The 15,309-nt window shown below is 70.2% G+C and carries 16 protein-coding genes; 15 read left to right on the top strand and 1 reads right to left on the bottom strand.

Annotated elements, in window-relative coordinates; all coding sequences use genetic code 11:
* The first annotated feature begins 38 nt into the window (after window positions 1–38).
* The 15 genes from Q9G87_RS41715 (at window position 39) to Q9G87_RS41645 (ending at window position 14,145) form a co-directional block, all read left to right on the top strand.
* A complete protein-coding gene (locus tag Q9G87_RS41715; RefSeq protein WP_305922129.1) occupies window positions 39–1,430 on the top strand; it encodes an aminopeptidase P family protein in 1,392 nt (463 codons plus the stop codon).
* A gap of 141 nt (window positions 1,431–1,571) precedes the next feature.
* Window positions 1,572–2,363, top strand: a complete 792-nt coding sequence (locus tag Q9G87_RS41710; protein WP_305922128.1) for an MlaE family ABC transporter permease — start codon at window positions 1,572–1,574, stop codon at window positions 2,361–2,363.
* The gene (locus Q9G87_RS41705; protein ID WP_305922127.1) at window positions 2,363–3,217 is read left to right on the top strand and encodes an ABC transporter permease; all 855 of its coding nucleotides are present in this window, start codon (window positions 2,363–2,365) and stop codon (window positions 3,215–3,217) included. Before Q9G87_RS41710 ends, Q9G87_RS41705 begins: the two co-directional genes overlap by 1 nt.
* Before the next feature lie 4 nt (window positions 3,218–3,221).
* Entirely contained in the window at window positions 3,222–4,241 is a 1,020-nt protein-coding gene (locus tag Q9G87_RS41700; protein ID WP_305922126.1) for an MCE family protein, read from the top strand.
* 1 nt (window position 4,242) lies between these two features.
* A complete protein-coding gene (locus Q9G87_RS41695) occupies window positions 4,243–5,280 on the top strand; it encodes an MCE family protein (RefSeq protein WP_305922125.1) in 1,038 nt (345 codons plus the stop codon).
* A complete protein-coding gene (locus Q9G87_RS41690; RefSeq protein ID WP_305922124.1) occupies window positions 5,280–6,305 on the top strand; it encodes an MlaD family protein in 1,026 nt (341 codons plus the stop codon). The genes Q9G87_RS41695 and Q9G87_RS41690 overlap by 1 nt, the downstream gene beginning before the upstream one ends.
* A complete protein-coding gene (locus tag Q9G87_RS41685; protein ID WP_305922123.1) occupies window positions 6,302–7,327 on the top strand; it encodes an MCE family protein in 1,026 nt (341 codons plus the stop codon). The genes Q9G87_RS41690 and Q9G87_RS41685 overlap by 4 nt, the downstream gene beginning before the upstream one ends.
* The gene (locus tag Q9G87_RS41680; RefSeq protein ID WP_305922122.1) at window positions 7,324–8,322 is read left to right on the top strand and encodes an MCE family protein; all 999 of its coding nucleotides are present in this window, start codon (window positions 7,324–7,326) and stop codon (window positions 8,320–8,322) included. Before Q9G87_RS41685 ends, Q9G87_RS41680 begins: the two co-directional genes overlap by 4 nt.
* Window positions 8,319–9,674 carry an MlaD family protein gene (locus tag Q9G87_RS41675; RefSeq protein WP_305922121.1) on the top strand — a complete coding sequence of 452 codons (1,356 nt, stop codon included), beginning with the start codon at window positions 8,319–8,321 and terminating at the stop codon, window positions 9,672–9,674. The genes Q9G87_RS41680 and Q9G87_RS41675 overlap by 4 nt, the downstream gene beginning before the upstream one ends.
* On the top strand, window positions 9,671–10,558 hold the full coding sequence (locus Q9G87_RS41670; protein ID WP_305922120.1) for a hypothetical protein: 888 nt from the start codon (window positions 9,671–9,673) through the stop codon (window positions 10,556–10,558). The genes Q9G87_RS41675 and Q9G87_RS41670 overlap by 4 nt, the downstream gene beginning before the upstream one ends.
* Before the next feature lie 17 nt (window positions 10,559–10,575).
* Complete coding sequence (locus Q9G87_RS41665) at window positions 10,576–11,169, top strand: 4'-phosphopantetheinyl transferase family protein (protein WP_305922119.1); 594 nt, start codon at window positions 10,576–10,578, stop codon at window positions 11,167–11,169.
* 4 nt (window positions 11,170–11,173) lie between these two features.
* Window positions 11,174–11,350: a hypothetical protein gene (locus Q9G87_RS41660; protein ID WP_305922118.1), complete on the top strand. Its 177-nt coding sequence runs from the start codon at window positions 11,174–11,176 to the stop codon at window positions 11,348–11,350.
* 40 nt (window positions 11,351–11,390) lie between these two features.
* The gene (locus tag Q9G87_RS41655) at window positions 11,391–11,849 is read left to right on the top strand and encodes a MarR family winged helix-turn-helix transcriptional regulator (RefSeq protein ID WP_305922117.1); all 459 of its coding nucleotides are present in this window, start codon (window positions 11,391–11,393) and stop codon (window positions 11,847–11,849) included.
* A 59-nt stretch (window positions 11,850–11,908) separates the two neighbouring features.
* Window positions 11,909–12,559: an LppX_LprAFG lipoprotein gene (locus Q9G87_RS41650; RefSeq protein WP_305922116.1), complete on the top strand. Its 651-nt coding sequence runs from the start codon at window positions 11,909–11,911 to the stop codon at window positions 12,557–12,559.
* Window positions 12,556–14,145 carry an MFS transporter gene (locus Q9G87_RS41645; protein ID WP_305922115.1) on the top strand — a complete coding sequence of 530 codons (1,590 nt, stop codon included), beginning with the start codon at window positions 12,556–12,558 and terminating at the stop codon, window positions 14,143–14,145. The genes Q9G87_RS41650 and Q9G87_RS41645 overlap by 4 nt, the downstream gene beginning before the upstream one ends.
* Here Q9G87_RS41645 and Q9G87_RS41640 read toward each other — a convergent pair.
* Window positions 14,093–15,208 carry a PP2C family protein-serine/threonine phosphatase gene (locus tag Q9G87_RS41640; protein WP_305922114.1) on the bottom strand — a complete coding sequence of 372 codons (1,116 nt, stop codon included), beginning with the start codon at window positions 15,206–15,208 and terminating at the stop codon, window positions 14,093–14,095. The genes Q9G87_RS41645 and Q9G87_RS41640 overlap by 53 nt on opposite strands.
* Between the last annotated feature and the right edge of the window lie 101 nt (window positions 15,209–15,309).

Raw genomic sequence — 15,309 nt, 5'->3', positions numbered from 1 at the left:
GCTTGCCGTACTAAATCCGATATAAGGACACAGACTAGATGACCGAGCCGCTCAACATCGGAAGCCATGACCTTCCCATCACCGAGGAACTGGCCGCATTCATGCGCACCGGCTGGTCGGATACGAGTCGGGTGGATGTGGCGGCGCTGCCGATCGCGCCGTGGGCGGCCAAGCGCCGCGCCGCGCTGGCGGCCCGGTTTCCCGGTGAGCGGCTGGTGGTCCCGGCGGGCACGCTCAAGGTCCGCAGCAACGACGCCGACTACCGGTTCCGGCCGCACAGCGCGTATGCGTACCTGACGGGCGCGGGCGAGCCGGACGACGTGCTGGTGATCGAGCCGTCCGGGGAGAGCGTCCTGTACCTGCGGCCGCGCTCGCCCCGCGAGGAGGGCCAGGAGTTCTACCGGGACCGCCGCTACGGCGAGTTCTGGGCCGGGCGCCGTCCCGACCTGGCGGAGGCCGCGGCGCTCTACCAGATGGAGTGCCGGCACATCCGCGACCTGGAGCTCAACAAGCCCGCCCGGGTGCTGCGCGGCGTAGACGCCTCGGTGGACGCGGGGGCGCCGCGCGGCGAAGGCGACGCCGAGTTCGAGTCGTTCCTGTCGGAGATGCGGCTGGTCAAGGACGAGTGGGAGGTCGGCGAGCTGCGCTCGGCCGTGGACGCCACCGTGCGCGGCTTCGAGGACGTCGTGCGGGCGCTGCCCCAGGCTGTCGGGCATCCGCGCGGCGAGCGGTATCTGGAGGGCGTGTTCGGGCTGCGGGCGCGGTTGGAGGGCAACGCCGTCGGCTACGAGAGCATCGTGGCCTCCGGGTCGCACGCGTGCGTGCTGCACTGGATCCGCAACGACGGTGCGCTGCGCGCCGGCGACCTGCTCCTGCTGGACGCGGGCGTCGAGTCGGACACGCTCTACACCGCCGACGTGACCCGCACGTTCCCCTTGTCGGGGCGGTTCAGCGCGGTGCAGCGGCAGGCGTACGAACTGGTGTACGAGGCCCAGACGGCGGCCATCGCCACGCTCCGGCCGGGCGCCCGCTTCCGCGACTTCCACCTGGCCGCCATGCGGGTGATCTGCGACGGCCTGCGTGACTGGGGACTGCTCAAGGGCTCCACCGACGAGCTCATGGAGACCGGGCTCTACCGGCGCTACACGCTCTGCAGCAGCGGCCACATGCTGGGCCTGGACGTGCACGACTGCGCGAAGGCGCGGGCGGAGGTCTACCTGGACGGCGTCCTGGAGGAGGGCTACGCGCTCACCGTCGAGCCGGGGCTGTACTTCCAGCCTGACGATCTGACCCTGCCCGAGGAGCTGCGCGGCATGGGCATCCGCATTGAGGACGACCTGGTCGTCACCGCGGACGGCGCGGCGCTGCTGTCGTCGGGGCTGCCGCGGCGCGCGGACGAGATCGAGTCCTGGATGAGTGCCCTGGCGTAACGGAGCCATCACGTTTCGTACTGGGCTGACAAGGTGTGAGCTGGGTCTCATACCTTTTCCTCAAATTCGCCGGAAAGCGTCGACTACTAGAAAACCCGTCAGTAGGGTGACTGATCCGTAGGCGGCGGAGGTGGTCAGCTCATGGCCTTGTCCGGATTCGTCGGACGCAAGGCCGGGTCGATGCTCGGGCAGGTCGGTGACCTGTTCGTCATCGCCCTGGAGGGGCTGCGCCGCAGCTGGGACGTCAAGAGCTGGTGGTGGGAGTTCGTCGACCAGTGCTGGTTCCTGGCCCGGGTCACCAGCGTGCCCGTCCTGCTCGTCTCCCTGCCGCTGGGCGCCACCGTGGCGCTGCAGGTGGGCGAGCTGGCCTGGCAGCTCGGCGCGGGCTCGGCCACCGGCAGCGCCGTCTTCGTCGGCCTGATCCGCGAGGTGGCGCCGCTGGCCAGCGCGTTGCTGATCGCCGGGGCCGGCGGCAGCGCCATGACCTCCGACATCGGCGCGCGCCACATCCGCGATGAGTTGTCCGCGATGGAGGTCATGTCGGTCAACCCGATCCATCGCCTGGTCACGCCGCGCATGTGGGCGGCCAGCACGATCGCGGTGTGCCTGTGCCCGCTGGTCATCCTGGCGGGCGCGAGCGGCGGCTACTTCTTCAACGTGGTCGTGCAGGGCGTCACGCCGGGCGCCTACTTCGACGGCGCGCTGTCCCTGGTGGTCGCCTCGGACCTGTACGTCACGCTGTTCAAGGCGTGGATCTTCGGGTTCATCGCGGCGGCGGTCGCCTGCTACAAGGGCATGACGTGCGCGACCAGCCCGGTCGGGGTGGGGCGGGCGGTCAACCAGTCGACCGTGGTGACGTTCATGCTGGTGTTCACGTTCAACTACGTGATCTCCGCGGTGTACTTCCTGGCCTACCCGCCGAGGTCGCTCTGATGGTGACGCGGACGGCCGGCCTCAGACTCGCCCTCCGGGGGCGGGATCTCGCCGAGCGGTTCGCGACGCTGGCCGACTGGCCGCTGTTCGTGTGGAAGGTCCTGTACTACTCCGTCCGCGACGTCGTGCTGCGGCTGCGCTACATCAAGGTCGTCTTACGGCAGGTCAGCGACGTCGTCGTGGGCGTCGGCGCGACCGTCATCGGCGGCGGCATGATCTTCGTGGTGTTCACGATGGCGTTCGTCGTGGGCGCGACCGTCGGCCTGCAGGGCTACCAGGGGCTGCAGGCGATCGGCGCGGAGTCGTTCATGGGCCTGGTGGGCAGCTTCGCCAACGTCCGCGAGATCACCCCGATCATCGCGGCGACGGCGCTGGCGGCGCAGGTCGGCTCGTCGTTCACGGCGGAGCTGGGCGCGATGCGGATCTCGGAGGAGATCGACGCGCTGGAGGTGATGGGCATCAACGCCTTCACCTACCTGATCTGCACCCGGGTCGTGGCGGCGCTGCTGGCGCTCATGCCGATCTACCTCATCGCGTTGTTCGCCAGCTTCTTCGCCACGCGGCTGATGTGCACGGTGTTGTTCGGGCTGGCGCCCGGCGTCTACGACTACTACTTCTACCTCTACCTGCCGGTCAGCGACATCGTGTTCAGCGTCGCCAAGGTGGGCGTGTTCGCCTTCGCGGTCATCGTGATCCATTGCTACCACGGCTTCTACGCCACCGGCGGCCCCGTGGGCGTGGGGGTGGCGGCGGGCCGCGCCATCCGCCAGTCGATCGTCACGATCGTGCTGCTCAACCTGCTGTTGTCGTACCTGTTCTGGGGCGGCGGCGGCAACATACCGCTGACGGGGTGAGCCGGTGGCCCGATTCGAACTCTCCCTCGCCGCCCGGGTGGGCATCGCCTTCGCCATGCTCGCTCTGCTGGCGGCGGCCACGGTGTACGTCATCCGCACCGCCACCCAGATCAGCGGGACCCGGATCGACGCCGTCTTCGCCCGGTCAGGGCAGGGCCTCGACACCAACTCGCCCGTCAAGATCCGCGGCATCACGGTCGGCGACGTGACGGCCGTGTCGCTCGACGCCAAGGGCAGGGCGGTGGTGACCATGCACATCGAGCCCGGCGTCAAAGTGCCCCAGACCGCGGTCGCCTCCATCGAGCCGTCATCGGTCTTCGGCCCGAAGTTCCTCGCGCTCACGCCCGGAACCGGCGAGACCACCGGCCCCTACCTGGCCAGTGGCGCCGTCATCACCGACACCGAAGGGCCGCTGGACCTGTCCGACACGCTCGGCGCCGCCTACCGCGGCCTGGACGCCGTCGACCCGCGCGAGGTCACCGTGATCGTGCACACCATCGCCAAGGGGCTCGACGGCAAGGGCAAGCATCTGCGCGAGCTGATCGGCGACGCCGGCACCGTCGTCGGCGTCGCGCACCGGCACCGCGGGCGGGCCAGGCAGTTCCTGCACGACACCGCCGCGCTCGGCACTGCACTGTCGGACAAGGGCGACGAGCTCGTCTCCATCTCCTCCGATGTCAACGTCATCACCCCCGATCTGCTCAAGCGCGCCGACAAGGTACGCGTCCTGCTCGACGAGGTCACCTCCGTCTCCGGCCAGGCAGCACACGGCCTGCGCAAGCACCGCCAGAACCTGCGGGCCGGGGTGCACTCGGGCGAGCGGGTGGCCGCGCTCATCTACGCCCAGCTCGGCCTGGCCGGCGACGGCATCCGCGGTGTCAACCGGCTCGTCGACCTGCTGAACGAGCTCATCGAGGCCCAGGGCCCGGGCGACACCCGCCAGCTGCAGGTCGAGGCGTTCCTCGCGACCGACGTGTGCGAGCTGATCGTCGGCTCGTGCGGACCCACCGACGGGAGGCGCTGACATGGCCCGCCGGGGATGGTTGTTCGTCAGGTTCGCGCTGTTCATCGGGCTGACCATGACGCTGATCGTGCTGATCAGCGTGCAGATCGAGCGGGTCGGCACCGGCGGCGGCTACCGGCTCGTCGCCACGTTCGACGACGTGTCCGGGCTGACCGAGGGCGACCAGGTCAAGATCGCCGGAGCGCCCGTCGGCCAGGTCTCCGGCATCAGGGTCGTCGACGGGCGGGCGGAAGTGACCTTGGAGGTGCAGGACGCGGTCACCGTGCCGGCCGACAGCGAGGCCGCCATCCGCTGGCGCAACGCCGTCGGCCAGCGCGTCGTCTACCTGCTGCCCGGCACCGCCCCCGGCAAGCTGCCGCCCGGCGGCCGCATCGCCCGGACCTCGTCGGTGGTGGACATCGGCGAGCTGGTCAGCGACCTCGGCCCGCTGACCCGCAGCCTGGATCCCGAGCAGATCAACCAGCTGCTCACCGCCGCCGCCAAGGCGCTCAAAGGCAACCAGCACAACATCCCGCGGCTGCTCGACAACGTCAACGCCATCACCACGACGGTCAACGAACGCAAGAAGACCATCGAGCAACTGCTGGAGGACTACGCCACCGTGACCGGCGTGGTCGCGCGGCGGGACAAGCAGATCGAGCAGCTCATCGACAATCTGGTCGTGTTGTCGGACGCCTTCGCCGGCAACCGCAAGCTGATCGACGACTCGCTGGTGGAGCTGTCCACGACGATCCACACCCAGAACGAGGTGCTCGGCAAGAACGCCGGCGAGCTCGGTGCTCTGGTCGACAACCTGACCGGGCTGACCGGCGGCATCCGGCGGAACATCGGCAAGATCGACAAGGCGGTCGGCACGCTGCAGCCGTCGTTGGCGCGCGGCTATGCCACCGTCAACCGCGGCCACTACTTCATCACCGCGGTCCCCTGCCTGGCGCTGACGCCGGCGCCGTGCCCGTACGGGATGCAGACGCCGCCGCCCCTGCGCAACACCCGGGTGCAGAGCTCCCAGGACCTCCAGAAGCTCATGGTGGGTGGCTGATGGCGCTCAAGTCTTTCAGGGATCGCAACAAATACGCCGTCGGCCTGGTGTCGATGGCCACGCTCGTCGTCATCCTGGCCGCCACGTTCCTGGTCGGGAACCTCGGCCTGCTCGAGGGCGGCTACACGATGTCGGGCGTGTTCGCCGACTCCGGCGGCGTCCGTACCGGCAACGACGTGAGGGTCGCCGGGGTACGCGTCGGCGAGGTCACCGAGGTGCGCCCCGATTACGCGCAGGGCCAGGTGATCGTCACCTGGCGGGTCGACGACGGCGTGCGCCTCGGCCGCGGCACCCGCGCCGACATCGCCCTGTCGAACCTGCTCGGCGGCCGCTACGTCAAGCTCACCGGCGCGGTGTCGGCCCCGTACATGGACCAGCTGCCCGAGGCCCGGCGGCGCATCCCCATGGACCGCACCGGCGTGCCCACGCTGATCAACGACGCCATCAAGGACGCGACCCGCCTGGTCGAGCGCCTGGACACCGAGGCGGTGGACGACCTGCTCACCGAGCTCGGCAAGGTCGACCTCGCCAAACGCGGCCGCATCACCCGGCTGATGAAGAACATCGGCGACCTGTCGGACACGATCAGCAAGAGCGAGCCGCAGCTGCAGCGGCTGCTCGACCACGGCACCACGATCATGGAACTGCTGGAGAAGAAGGACAAGCAGCTCGTCCGGCTCATCGACGGCATCGAGATCATGCTGAACGAACTGCGCAAACGCAGGAACGAGCTCCGCGTCCTGCTCGGTGACGGCAGCGACCTGGTGCAGAGCACCACCCGGCTGATCAGCGAGCACGAGCGGTCGCTCGTCCAGGTCCTCGACGACAACGCGGCCATCACCACCCGGCTCAGCGAGGGCAACGAGCAGCTCAATTCGCTCCTGGCATGGGCGGGCCCGACGTTCTCCGGCCTGTCCACGATGGGCGGTCAGGGCCCGTGGCTCGAGGCCATAGCCACGGGCCTCGGCCCCATCAACCCGGAGGTGCTCACCGCCATCACCAAGGACAGGAGGGACGACCGATGAGGCGGCTGACAGCGGTGCTGGTCGCCTGGGTGTTCCTGGCGTCCGGGTGCTCCGTGCTGGGGGCGGAGCCGTACCGGCTGATGGCGATCTTCAGCAAGGCGCCCTCCCTGTACGAGGAGGCGCGGATCAAGGTGATGGGCCTCGACGCCGGGTACGTGGACAGCATCCGCATCGAGGGCGACAAGGTCCGGGTCGGGCTGCGGGTGGACCGGGACGTGCCGCTCCCGGCCGATGTGAAGGCCGTGGTCGCGCCGCAGAACACCCTGGGCGAGCGCAACGTCGTGCTCTACCCGCCGTGGAAGCCGGGCGATGCGAAGATCGCGCCCGGGACGACCATCCCGCTGGAGCGCACCGACCTGCCGGTGGAGATCGACGACGCGCTCGACGCGTTCACCAAGCTGACCGACGCGCTGGACGACGACAAGCTGGGCGACGTGGCAGGGGACCTGGCCGACGGGGTCAGGGGCCGCGGCAAGACGATCAACAACGCGATCGCCGACACCGCCGAGCTCACCGGCACCCTGGCCAAGCAGGACCAGCAGCTCATCGACCTGGCCAAAGGCCTGAACCGGCTGGCCACCACACTCAACGAGCGCGAGAGCCAGGTGACCGGCGCGATCGACTCCTTCTCCGAGGCCAGCGCGATCCTGGCCGAGGAGCGGCGGCGGCTGCGCGGCTTCGTCACCGGCATGGCCGAGTTCGTCCGGCGCGGCGACGTGATCATCGAGCAGTACGCGGAACGGCTGCCGCAGGCCGCCGGGACGCTGGCCGAGCTGGTGCTGACAGTCCGGGCCAACAGCGCGTCCATGGCGCAGGCGGTCAAGGGCGCGGCCGACTTCGCCGACGTGATCATCGACGCCTGGGACAGGAAGCAGCACGTGCTGAAGATCCGCGTCGTGCTGAACGCGATGACGAGGGCGTGGCTGACGCCGCTGTTCGAGGCGCTGAACCTGGGGCGGGTGCCGTGCCTGCCCGGCCGGCTGAGCAACTGTCCCTTCGAGCGGCAGGGGAGGCGGCAGTGAGGGTCTTCGCCGCGGCGCTCGCACTGGCCGTCACCACGTCGTGCTCGCTGCAGACGCTCGGCGCGACCACGGGCGACCTCACGCTGTACGCGGTCTTCGACGACGTGCAGAGCCTGGTGGCCGGGCACAGCGTGCAGATCGCGGACGTGCGGGTCGGCACGGTCACCGAGATCCGCCTGCAGGGCTACCGGGCCAAGGTGACGATGTCGGTCAAGTCGGAGCACCGGTTGCCCCAGGGCAGCACGGCGACCGTGGCCAAGACGTCGGTCCTGGGCGAGAACTACGTGCTGCTCACCCCGCCGAAGGGCAAGGACCTGTCCACGGGCCCGTACCTGGTGAACGGGGCCACGATCGCCGACACGTCGGTCGAGCCGGACATCGAGCAGGTCACCGCCAAGGCGGGGCCGCTCATCGAGGCACTCGGCGCGCAGGACGTCAACGCCATCCTGGACGCCGCCTCGACCGCGTTCGCCGGGCAGGGCGACGACGTCAACAAGCTGATCAAGCAGACGGCCGAGGTCACCGACGCCTACTCCGCGGCCCGCGCCGACCTGGCCACCACCATCGACGCGCTGGCGAAGCTGGGCGACGACCTCGCGGCGGGCAGCGACGAGCTGGACCGGCTGCCGGGCACGCTCGCCGCGGCCACCTCGCGGCTCGCGCACGGGCGCAAGCACATCAAGAAGACCATCGTCGCGCTGACGAACCTGGCCAGGGAGGCCAACCTCACCGTGTACCCGCGGCACGCGGCGCGGCTGCGTACGCTGCTGCGCGAGCTTCAGGCCATCTCGTCCTCCATCCAGCGGGGCAAGGAGGATCTGAAGGCGCTGGTGGCCAAGATCCAGACGTTCCTCGACGCGCCGCCGATCACGGCCAACGGCCAGGTGCTGATCTACGTCTGGCTGAAGGGTGTGCTGCTGCCCCAGAGGTCCGACGAGGGGCCGCGGCCGAACCTGGTCGAGGACTTCCGCCTGCTGCTGGAGCCGCCGCGATGAGAAACCGGATTTATCTGAACTTGGGGTTCTTCGCGGCGCTCGGGATCGTGATGACGATCTGGGCGTTCAGCACGATCATCCGGCTCGACGCGATCGAGCGGCCGTACCGGGTGTCGGCGGAGTTCCTCTCCTCCCCCGGTCTGGTGCGCGGCTTCGATGTGGCCTATCTGGGGGTACGCGTCGGCAAGATCGGCGATGTGGGGCTGGCTCCCGGCAGGATCGTCGTCGGCCTGGACATCGACAAGGAGATCCGGCTGCCGAAGGGCGTGACGGCCGAGGTGCGGCGCAAGTCCGCCATCGGGGAGCCGTACGTGGAGCTCTCACCGCCGGCCACCGGCGTCGCAGGGCCGTCGCTCGCGGCCGGGGACACGATCCCGCTCACCAAGACGACCGTCCCGCTCGACTACAAGAAGTTGTTCGAGGGCGTCGGCAAGCTTCTGAACGCGGTGCCGCCCCGGGACGCCAAGACGATCACCCATGAGCTGGCGGTCGCGCTGGACGGCCGGGCGCCGGCGATCAGGAGCCTCATCGACGACGCCCATTCCCTGACCGACACCCTCGCCGACAACGCCGACGTCCTCGACGAGCTGTCGGTGCAGCTCACGCAGCTGACGCACACGCTGGCGGGCAAGAGGGAGCAGCTGGCGTCCGGGATCACGGACCTGAGCACGGTGACGGCGACGCTGCGCGCCTCACGTACCGACCTGAACACCATCCTCGACCAGGGGCCCGGGGTGTTCGCGCAGCTCGACGCGGCGGTCAGGACGTCCCGGCCCGGGTTCTCGTGCCTGCTGACGGCGGCGGGGCTGCCGCACCGGCCGGCGTTCTCGGCGGAGACCGGGCGGAACGTGCACCACCTGCTCAGCATCGTGCCGACCGCGCTGAGCCTGACCGACGACGTCAGCGACCGGCGCGACGGCACCGTCTACGCCAAGGCGGCGTTCGTGTTCAGCGTGCCGGGCGGGCCGACGCCTGCCGAGGAGTACGCGGGGGCGATCGGCCCGCCCAAGGTGCCTCGCCTGCGTGCGTGCCCCGATCGGCCGGCCGTGTCCGATCCCACCGACGCCGACACCGATGCCGACGACGTCGCGGACCGGGGCACCGGCCCCCGTCAGGACGCCGCTGCATCCCCGGGGCCCGCGGCGAAGAAGACCGCGGAGCCCAAGGAAAGCGAGCGCGTCGCCAAGACGTCGCCCAGCGGCGTGGCCGTCACCGGTGCCGCGTCGTCCCGCACCACACCGAACCCCGTCCCGCTGATTGTCGCGATATTCCTCGCCGTTGTGGCATGTGGTGGCATCGTGGGCTGGACCGCGGCGGGCCGGGCCGCTCGCCGCCGTGAGGAGTCACCGTGACCCCCAAGCAGGACCTCGCCGACGCCGCGGTCACCTCCGCCACGACGGATGGCGACATGCCCGACAGCGCCACCTCCGCCACGATGGAGGGCGCCGCAGACACGGCCGACGCCGAGGTGTCCTCCTCCGTGGCGGATGCCGACATTCCGGACGGCGTCGCCTCCACCGATACGGAGGCCGCCACCTCCGCCACGACCGACGATGCCACCGAGCAGGCACCGGGCGGCACGTCCGACGTCGAGCAGCCCACGACGACCGACGCGCAACCGGCGGCCGTCGGCACTCCCTCTGACGACGAGGACGGCCGCGGGAGGCGTGCCGGGCGGGTCACCCGTGCCCGCATCGTCGGGGCGCTGGCCGCCATGCTGGTGGCCGCCGTCGCGGCGACCGCCGTGCTGCAGTGGGTCGCCGCCGCGCAGGCCGATGACGCCCGAACGAAGCTGGAGGCCGAGCGGGCGCTGCGCCTGGAGGTGTCGGGCGCGGCGAGCGCGTTCAGCAAGGCCCTGCTCAGCTACGACTACCGGGATCTCCAGACCACCCGGGCGACCCTTACCGCGCAGGCCACGGGCGACTTCCTGACCACGTACGACACGGCGTTCGGCGGGGCGATGGCGCAGGTCATCGTGAAGCTCAAGGCCGTCTCGCAGGCCACCGTGCGCGAGGTGTACCTGGCTGATGTGGACGAGGTCACCGCGCACGCCATCGTCGTGGTCGACCAGCAGGTGAACACCTCCGAAGCGATCCGCTCAGTGAAGGATTCGCACCTTAAGATCGCTCTTGTGAAAGATAAAGGCACCTGGAAGGTCCACGACGTGACCGTGCTCGGCGCGGCCTCCGAGGATCAGTACACCCTCGACGGCGGCGACCAGAAGAAGAAGGACTGACCATCGGCCCCGTCGCGATGGGCGGCCACCCGGACGAGGTGTGCGCGCCGGAAACATGGCTCACAGACGTGGAGCGGGAGCGGGCGGACCAGTTCAGGTTCCCCCGGGACCGCGCCGGCTTCGTCGCCGCCCACCTCCTCGCCCGGATCTGCGCCGCCGCAGCGCTCGGCGCCGAGCCCGCCGAGCTGACGCTGCTGCAGCACTGCGACGTGCACGGTCCCGGGCACGGCAGGCCGTACCTCGAACAGGCCCCCGAGCTGGGCATCAGCTTCAGCCACACCCGCGGCTACGTGTGCGCCGCGGCCGGTCCCGGGAAGGTCGGCGTGGACGCCGAGCAGGTGCCCGCGGGCCGGCTGGACGAGATGCTGGCCGAGCGCGTGCTCACTGCCCGCGAACGCGCGCTGGTCACCGGGAACGACGACCTGATCAAGCACTGGACGCGCAAAGAGGCATTGATCAAACGCGGCGAGCTGTCGCTCGACCGGCTGGCCTCGGGCGGCGACGACCTGAACGGCCGGCATCTGCTGGAATGGCGCGCCGAGCCGGACATCAGGGTGGCCGTCATCGCGGACGCCCCGGTCAGGAGGCTGCCCATCCCGCGGATAGGCTGACCGCATGTTCTACAAGAAATCGGTCGAGGAGCGGATCGCCGACCGCATGGCCAAGCGCCGGCCGCTCGAGGAGGGCAAGACCTTCGAGCACGGACCGGCCAAGTTCATCTTCGTCTCCTTCGCCGTGATCATCGTCGTCGTGCACTTCGTCGGGCTCGCGATCATCATGGAGTTCAGCTGAGCCCACGGCCAGGCCGGGGACGTGCGATAGATTGGAGATCATGAGCGCGCCTCGCTGGCTATCTCCCGCCGAACAGCGTGCCTGGCGCACGCATCTGGCGTTGCACAAGCTGCTCATGCACCGGCTCGACCGCGAGCTGCAGGAGCATGCCCTCTCGTTGAACGACTACGAGATCCTCGTCAACCTGTCCGAGAGCCAGGACCGGCGCATGCGCATGAGCGACCTGGCGGACGCCACGATCCAGTCACGCAGCCGCCTGTCGCACCAGATCTCCCGCATGGAGGCCAAGGGCCTGGTGACCAGGGAGGACTGCCGGGACGACCGGCGGGGCACCTTCGCGGTGCTGACCGACGAGGGCTGGGAGACGATCCAGCGGGTGGCGCCGGACCACGTGGCCGGCGTACGCGAGCACTTCGTCGACCGGCTCACCGACGACCAGCTCAACGCGATCGAGGCGGCGTTCGCGCCGATCGTCGAACATCTCAAGAAGCTGCGCTGACACCCAACCGATATCCGCGACCCCGCACGGCGTTTCCAAGCGCTCGCTACGATCCGGGCATGCTCAGAAAGCTACTGATCGTGGCCGTTCTCGCGCTGGCGTCGGCGTGCTCGTCGGGCGGCGGCGGGGCCGAACTGCCCGCGGGTCCCGACCTGATGAAGAAGGCCGCGGAGGCCATGAAGACGGTCAAGTCGGCCACCTTCTCGATCTCCACTGAGGGCAAGCCGAAGGTGCCTGTCAAGAAGGCCGACGGCAGGCTCACCGCCGCCGGTGACGCCGATGGCACGATCACGATCGACATCCTGGGCAACCTGCAGGAGGTCACCTTCGCCCTGGTCGGGGAGACCGTGCACTTCAAGGGCCCGACTGGCGGCTTCCAGAAGATGACCAGGCAGCAGCTGGCGCAGTTCTACGACCCGTCGGTCATCCTCGAGCCGACCAAGGGCATCGCGCAGCTGCTGTCCGCGGCCACCGACCCGAAGGTCGAGGCGGTGGAGGACGGCTCCTACCGGGTCGCCACGACGTTCCCCGGCCAGGTGGTCGGGCAGATCGTCCCGGGCGTCACGCAGGGTGTCAACGGCAAGGTCTGGGTCGACCAGGCCACCAGCAGGCTCACCAAGGCCAGCCTGCCGTTGCAGGACGGCACGGTGACGGTGTCGTTCAGCGACTACGACGCACCGGTCACGATCACGCCGCCCGCCGCGGGATGAGGGCCGCCCGCCGGGTCGCGCTCGGCGCCGGGGGCGCGGTGGTGCTGCTGGCCGCGCTCGACGCGTACGTGGTGGTGACCGTTCTCATCGACATCGCCAGGGATGTGGGTGTCCCGCTGAACCACCTGGAGCGGGCCACGCCGATCGTCACCGGGTTCCTGCTCGGGTACGTGGCGGCGATGCCGCTGCTCGGCCGGCTCTCCGACCGGTACGGGCGGCGGCCGCTCATCCACGCCTGTCTGGCGGCGTTCGCGGTCGGGTCGGTGCTGACGGCGCTGGCGGCGGGTGAGGTGATGGTGGTCGCGGGGCGTACCGTGCAGGGCGTGGCCGGCGGGGCGCTGCTGCCGATCACCATGGCGCTCATCGGCGACCTGTGGGACGAGCACGAGCGGCCCCTGGCGTTGGGGGCGGTGGGGGCGGCCCAGGAGCTGGGGAGCGCGCTGGGGCCGCTGTACGGCGGGTTGGTGGCGCAGATCTCCAGCGTCATGGTGGTGGGAGTGGAGCTGGGTGGCTGGCACGCCATCTTCTGGATCAACGTGCCGCTGGCGGCGCTGGCGGCGGTGGCGGTCCAGCTCACGGTGCCAGGCCGCCCGACGGCGCCGGCCGCCCTCGGCGCAGCAGGCGCGCCGCTAAACCCGGCAGAGCCGGCCGCCCCCGGCGCGGCAGGCGCGCCGCTCGACCCGACCGGCGCGGCGCAACCGCCGGCCGGGCGGGTCGATGTCGTGGGCGGGGTGCTGCTGGCGGTGGCGCTCGCGCTCCTGGTCATCGGGCTCTACAACCCCGATCCGGCCACGGCCGTCCTGCCGCCGTGGGGTCTGCCGATGATCGCGGCGGGGGCGGCGGCGGCCGGGGTTTTCGTCTGGTGGGAGATCCGCTCCCCCGTACGCCTCCTCGACCTGTCCGGCACGCGCAAGGGACCGCTGCTGGCCACTCTCGGCGTGAGCTTCCTGGCGGGCGCGGCGCTCCTGGTCACCATGGTGTTCGTCCAGTTCACCGCCCAGACGCTGCTGGGCAAGGACGAGCTGGACGCGGCGCTCGTGCTGGCCAGGTTCCTGGCCGCGCTGACCGTCGGCGCCCTGCTCGGCGGGCTCCTGGCCAGGAAGATGGGCGAGCGGGCCGTGGCGGTGGCGGGCATGGTGGTGGCGGCGGCCGGCTACTGGCTGATGAGCCGCTGGCCGCTCGACCTGGCCGGCGCGGGGCTCGTCGTGGACATCGACCTGGTGGTGGCCGGGCTGGGCCTCGGCGTGGTCATCGCGCCGGTGTCGTCCGCGGTGCTTCGGGTGAGCCCGGCGGCCCAGCACGGCGTGGCGTCGGCGGCGATCGTGGTGGCCAGGATGATGGGCATGCTGATCGGCATCGCGGCCGTGTCCGCGTGGGGGTTTTACCGGTTCCAGTCGCTGACCGCCCATCTGGATACGCCGCTCCCGTTCGGCGTGGAGGCGGCCACGTACCAGCGGCAACTGGCCGAGTACACCGCGAAGGTGCAGGCGGCGCTGCACACCGAGTACACGGAGATGTTCCTGGTCACGGCGGTCATCTGCCTGCTGGGTGCGGCCGTCGCGCTGCTGATGCCCCGCTCTGGGTGATCGCCAGAATCGCCATGTCGTCATCGCGCGGACCGCCGGTCCAGCGCTCGACATCACGGACCAGAACCTGGATCACCTCGTCCGGGTTCCGGAACGGGCCCCGCCCGGCGAGCCGGCTCGCCGGCTCGTAGAAAGTGCCTGAACGGTCTCGGGCCTCCGTCACTCCATCGGTGACCAGCAGGAGCGTGGCCCCGGCCGGGAACGGCCATTCCCCGGGCTCTGCACGCGGCGCACCCAAGCCGCTCATGCCCAGGGGAAGACTGGGCTCGTCCGGATCCAGCGAGGACACCGTGTCGCCCTGGAGGAGATACGGCGAGGGGTGGCCGCAGTTGAGCAGCCGCAAGCAGTCCGCGCCCGCGGGGATCTCGCCGAGCACCGCCGTGACGAACCCTTCCATCCGCAGGCTCTCCTCGCGCGACGAGGCCTCTCTGACCAGGGCGCGCTCCATACGCTCGGCCAGCACCACAAGGTCGGGCGCCCGGTCTGCCGCCTCCCGGAACGCGCCCAGCAGGACGGACACGGTGCCGACCGCGCCCAGGCCTTTGCCCCGCACATCCGCGATCAGCAGCCTGGTGCCGTACGGCGTCTCCTGCACGGCGTACGCGTCTCCGCCGATCAAGGCCTCGATCTGCGCGGTCTTGTAGACGGCGGCGATCGCCAGCGGGCCGATGCCTGCCGGCGGAGCGGGCAGCACGGCACGCTGGGCGGCCTCGGCGACGGAACGCACCGCTTCCAGCCGGCGCCCATGGCGAGCGACCACGCGGTTCACCCCGAGGCCGACGAGCGCGGTGAAGACCGCGTTGATCAGTGAGAAGGTGCCGGCGGCATGACCGAAGTAGCCGTCTTTGATCAACAGTGCCAGCTCGACCAGGACAAGGGCGGCTCCGGCCGCGATCGTGTGCCGGAGCGAGAGCAGTGCTCCGGCCAGCACGACCGCGGCGCCCAGCTGGTAGTCGCCCCAATAGTCGCGCGGAGACAGAATATTGAGGATGGTGCCGATGACGATCAGGGCTGCCGGTATGAACCAGACGTACCGGGGCCACCTGAAGGAGGGTGGGTCCATCCGCGCCCCGATCCCACATCCGAGGTGGAACACCACGTGAATTCCTCTGGGGTTCGCCGCACGCGTTTCCCCAGATCCTGGCTTTGATCCTTTCTAGTGGA

Origin of the sequence: Nonomuraea turcica, assembly GCF_030718205.1 — a bacterium.
Lineage (GTDB): Bacteria > Actinomycetota > Actinomycetes > Streptosporangiales > Streptosporangiaceae > Nonomuraea.
This window is presented reverse-complemented; position numbering and strand designations above follow the sequence as displayed.

Excerpts from the sequence above, each read along its gene's own strand:
- Q9G87_RS41715 (WP_305922129.1), top strand. The coding sequence starts at position 39 with ATGACCGAGCCGCTCAACATCGGAAGCCATGACCTTCCCATCACCGAG.
- Q9G87_RS41710 (WP_305922128.1), top strand. The coding sequence starts at position 1,572 with ATGGCCTTGTCCGGATTCGTCGGACGCAAGGCCGGGTCGATGCTCGGG.
- Q9G87_RS41705 (WP_305922127.1), top strand. The coding sequence starts at position 2,363 with ATGGTGACGCGGACGGCCGGCCTCAGACTCGCCCTCCGGGGGCGGGAT.
- Q9G87_RS41695 (WP_305922125.1), top strand. The coding sequence starts at position 4,243 with ATGGCCCGCCGGGGATGGTTGTTCGTCAGGTTCGCGCTGTTCATCGGG.
- Q9G87_RS41690 (WP_305922124.1), top strand. The coding sequence starts at position 5,280 with ATGGCGCTCAAGTCTTTCAGGGATCGCAACAAATACGCCGTCGGCCTG.
- Q9G87_RS41685 (WP_305922123.1), top strand. The coding sequence starts at position 6,302 with ATGAGGCGGCTGACAGCGGTGCTGGTCGCCTGGGTGTTCCTGGCGTCC.
- Q9G87_RS41675 (WP_305922121.1), top strand. The coding sequence starts at position 8,319 with ATGAGAAACCGGATTTATCTGAACTTGGGGTTCTTCGCGGCGCTCGGG.
- Q9G87_RS41665 (WP_305922119.1), top strand. The coding sequence starts at position 10,576 with ATGGGCGGCCACCCGGACGAGGTGTGCGCGCCGGAAACATGGCTCACA.
- Q9G87_RS41660 (WP_305922118.1), top strand. The coding sequence starts at position 11,174 with ATGTTCTACAAGAAATCGGTCGAGGAGCGGATCGCCGACCGCATGGCC.
- Q9G87_RS41655 (WP_305922117.1), top strand. The coding sequence starts at position 11,391 with ATGAGCGCGCCTCGCTGGCTATCTCCCGCCGAACAGCGTGCCTGGCGC.
- Q9G87_RS41650 (WP_305922116.1), top strand. The coding sequence starts at position 11,909 with ATGCTCAGAAAGCTACTGATCGTGGCCGTTCTCGCGCTGGCGTCGGCG.
- Q9G87_RS41645 (WP_305922115.1), top strand. The coding sequence starts at position 12,556 with ATGAGGGCCGCCCGCCGGGTCGCGCTCGGCGCCGGGGGCGCGGTGGTG.
- Q9G87_RS41640 (WP_305922114.1), bottom strand. The coding sequence starts at position 15,208 with ATGGACCCACCCTCCTTCAGGTGGCCCCGGTACGTCTGGTTCATACCG.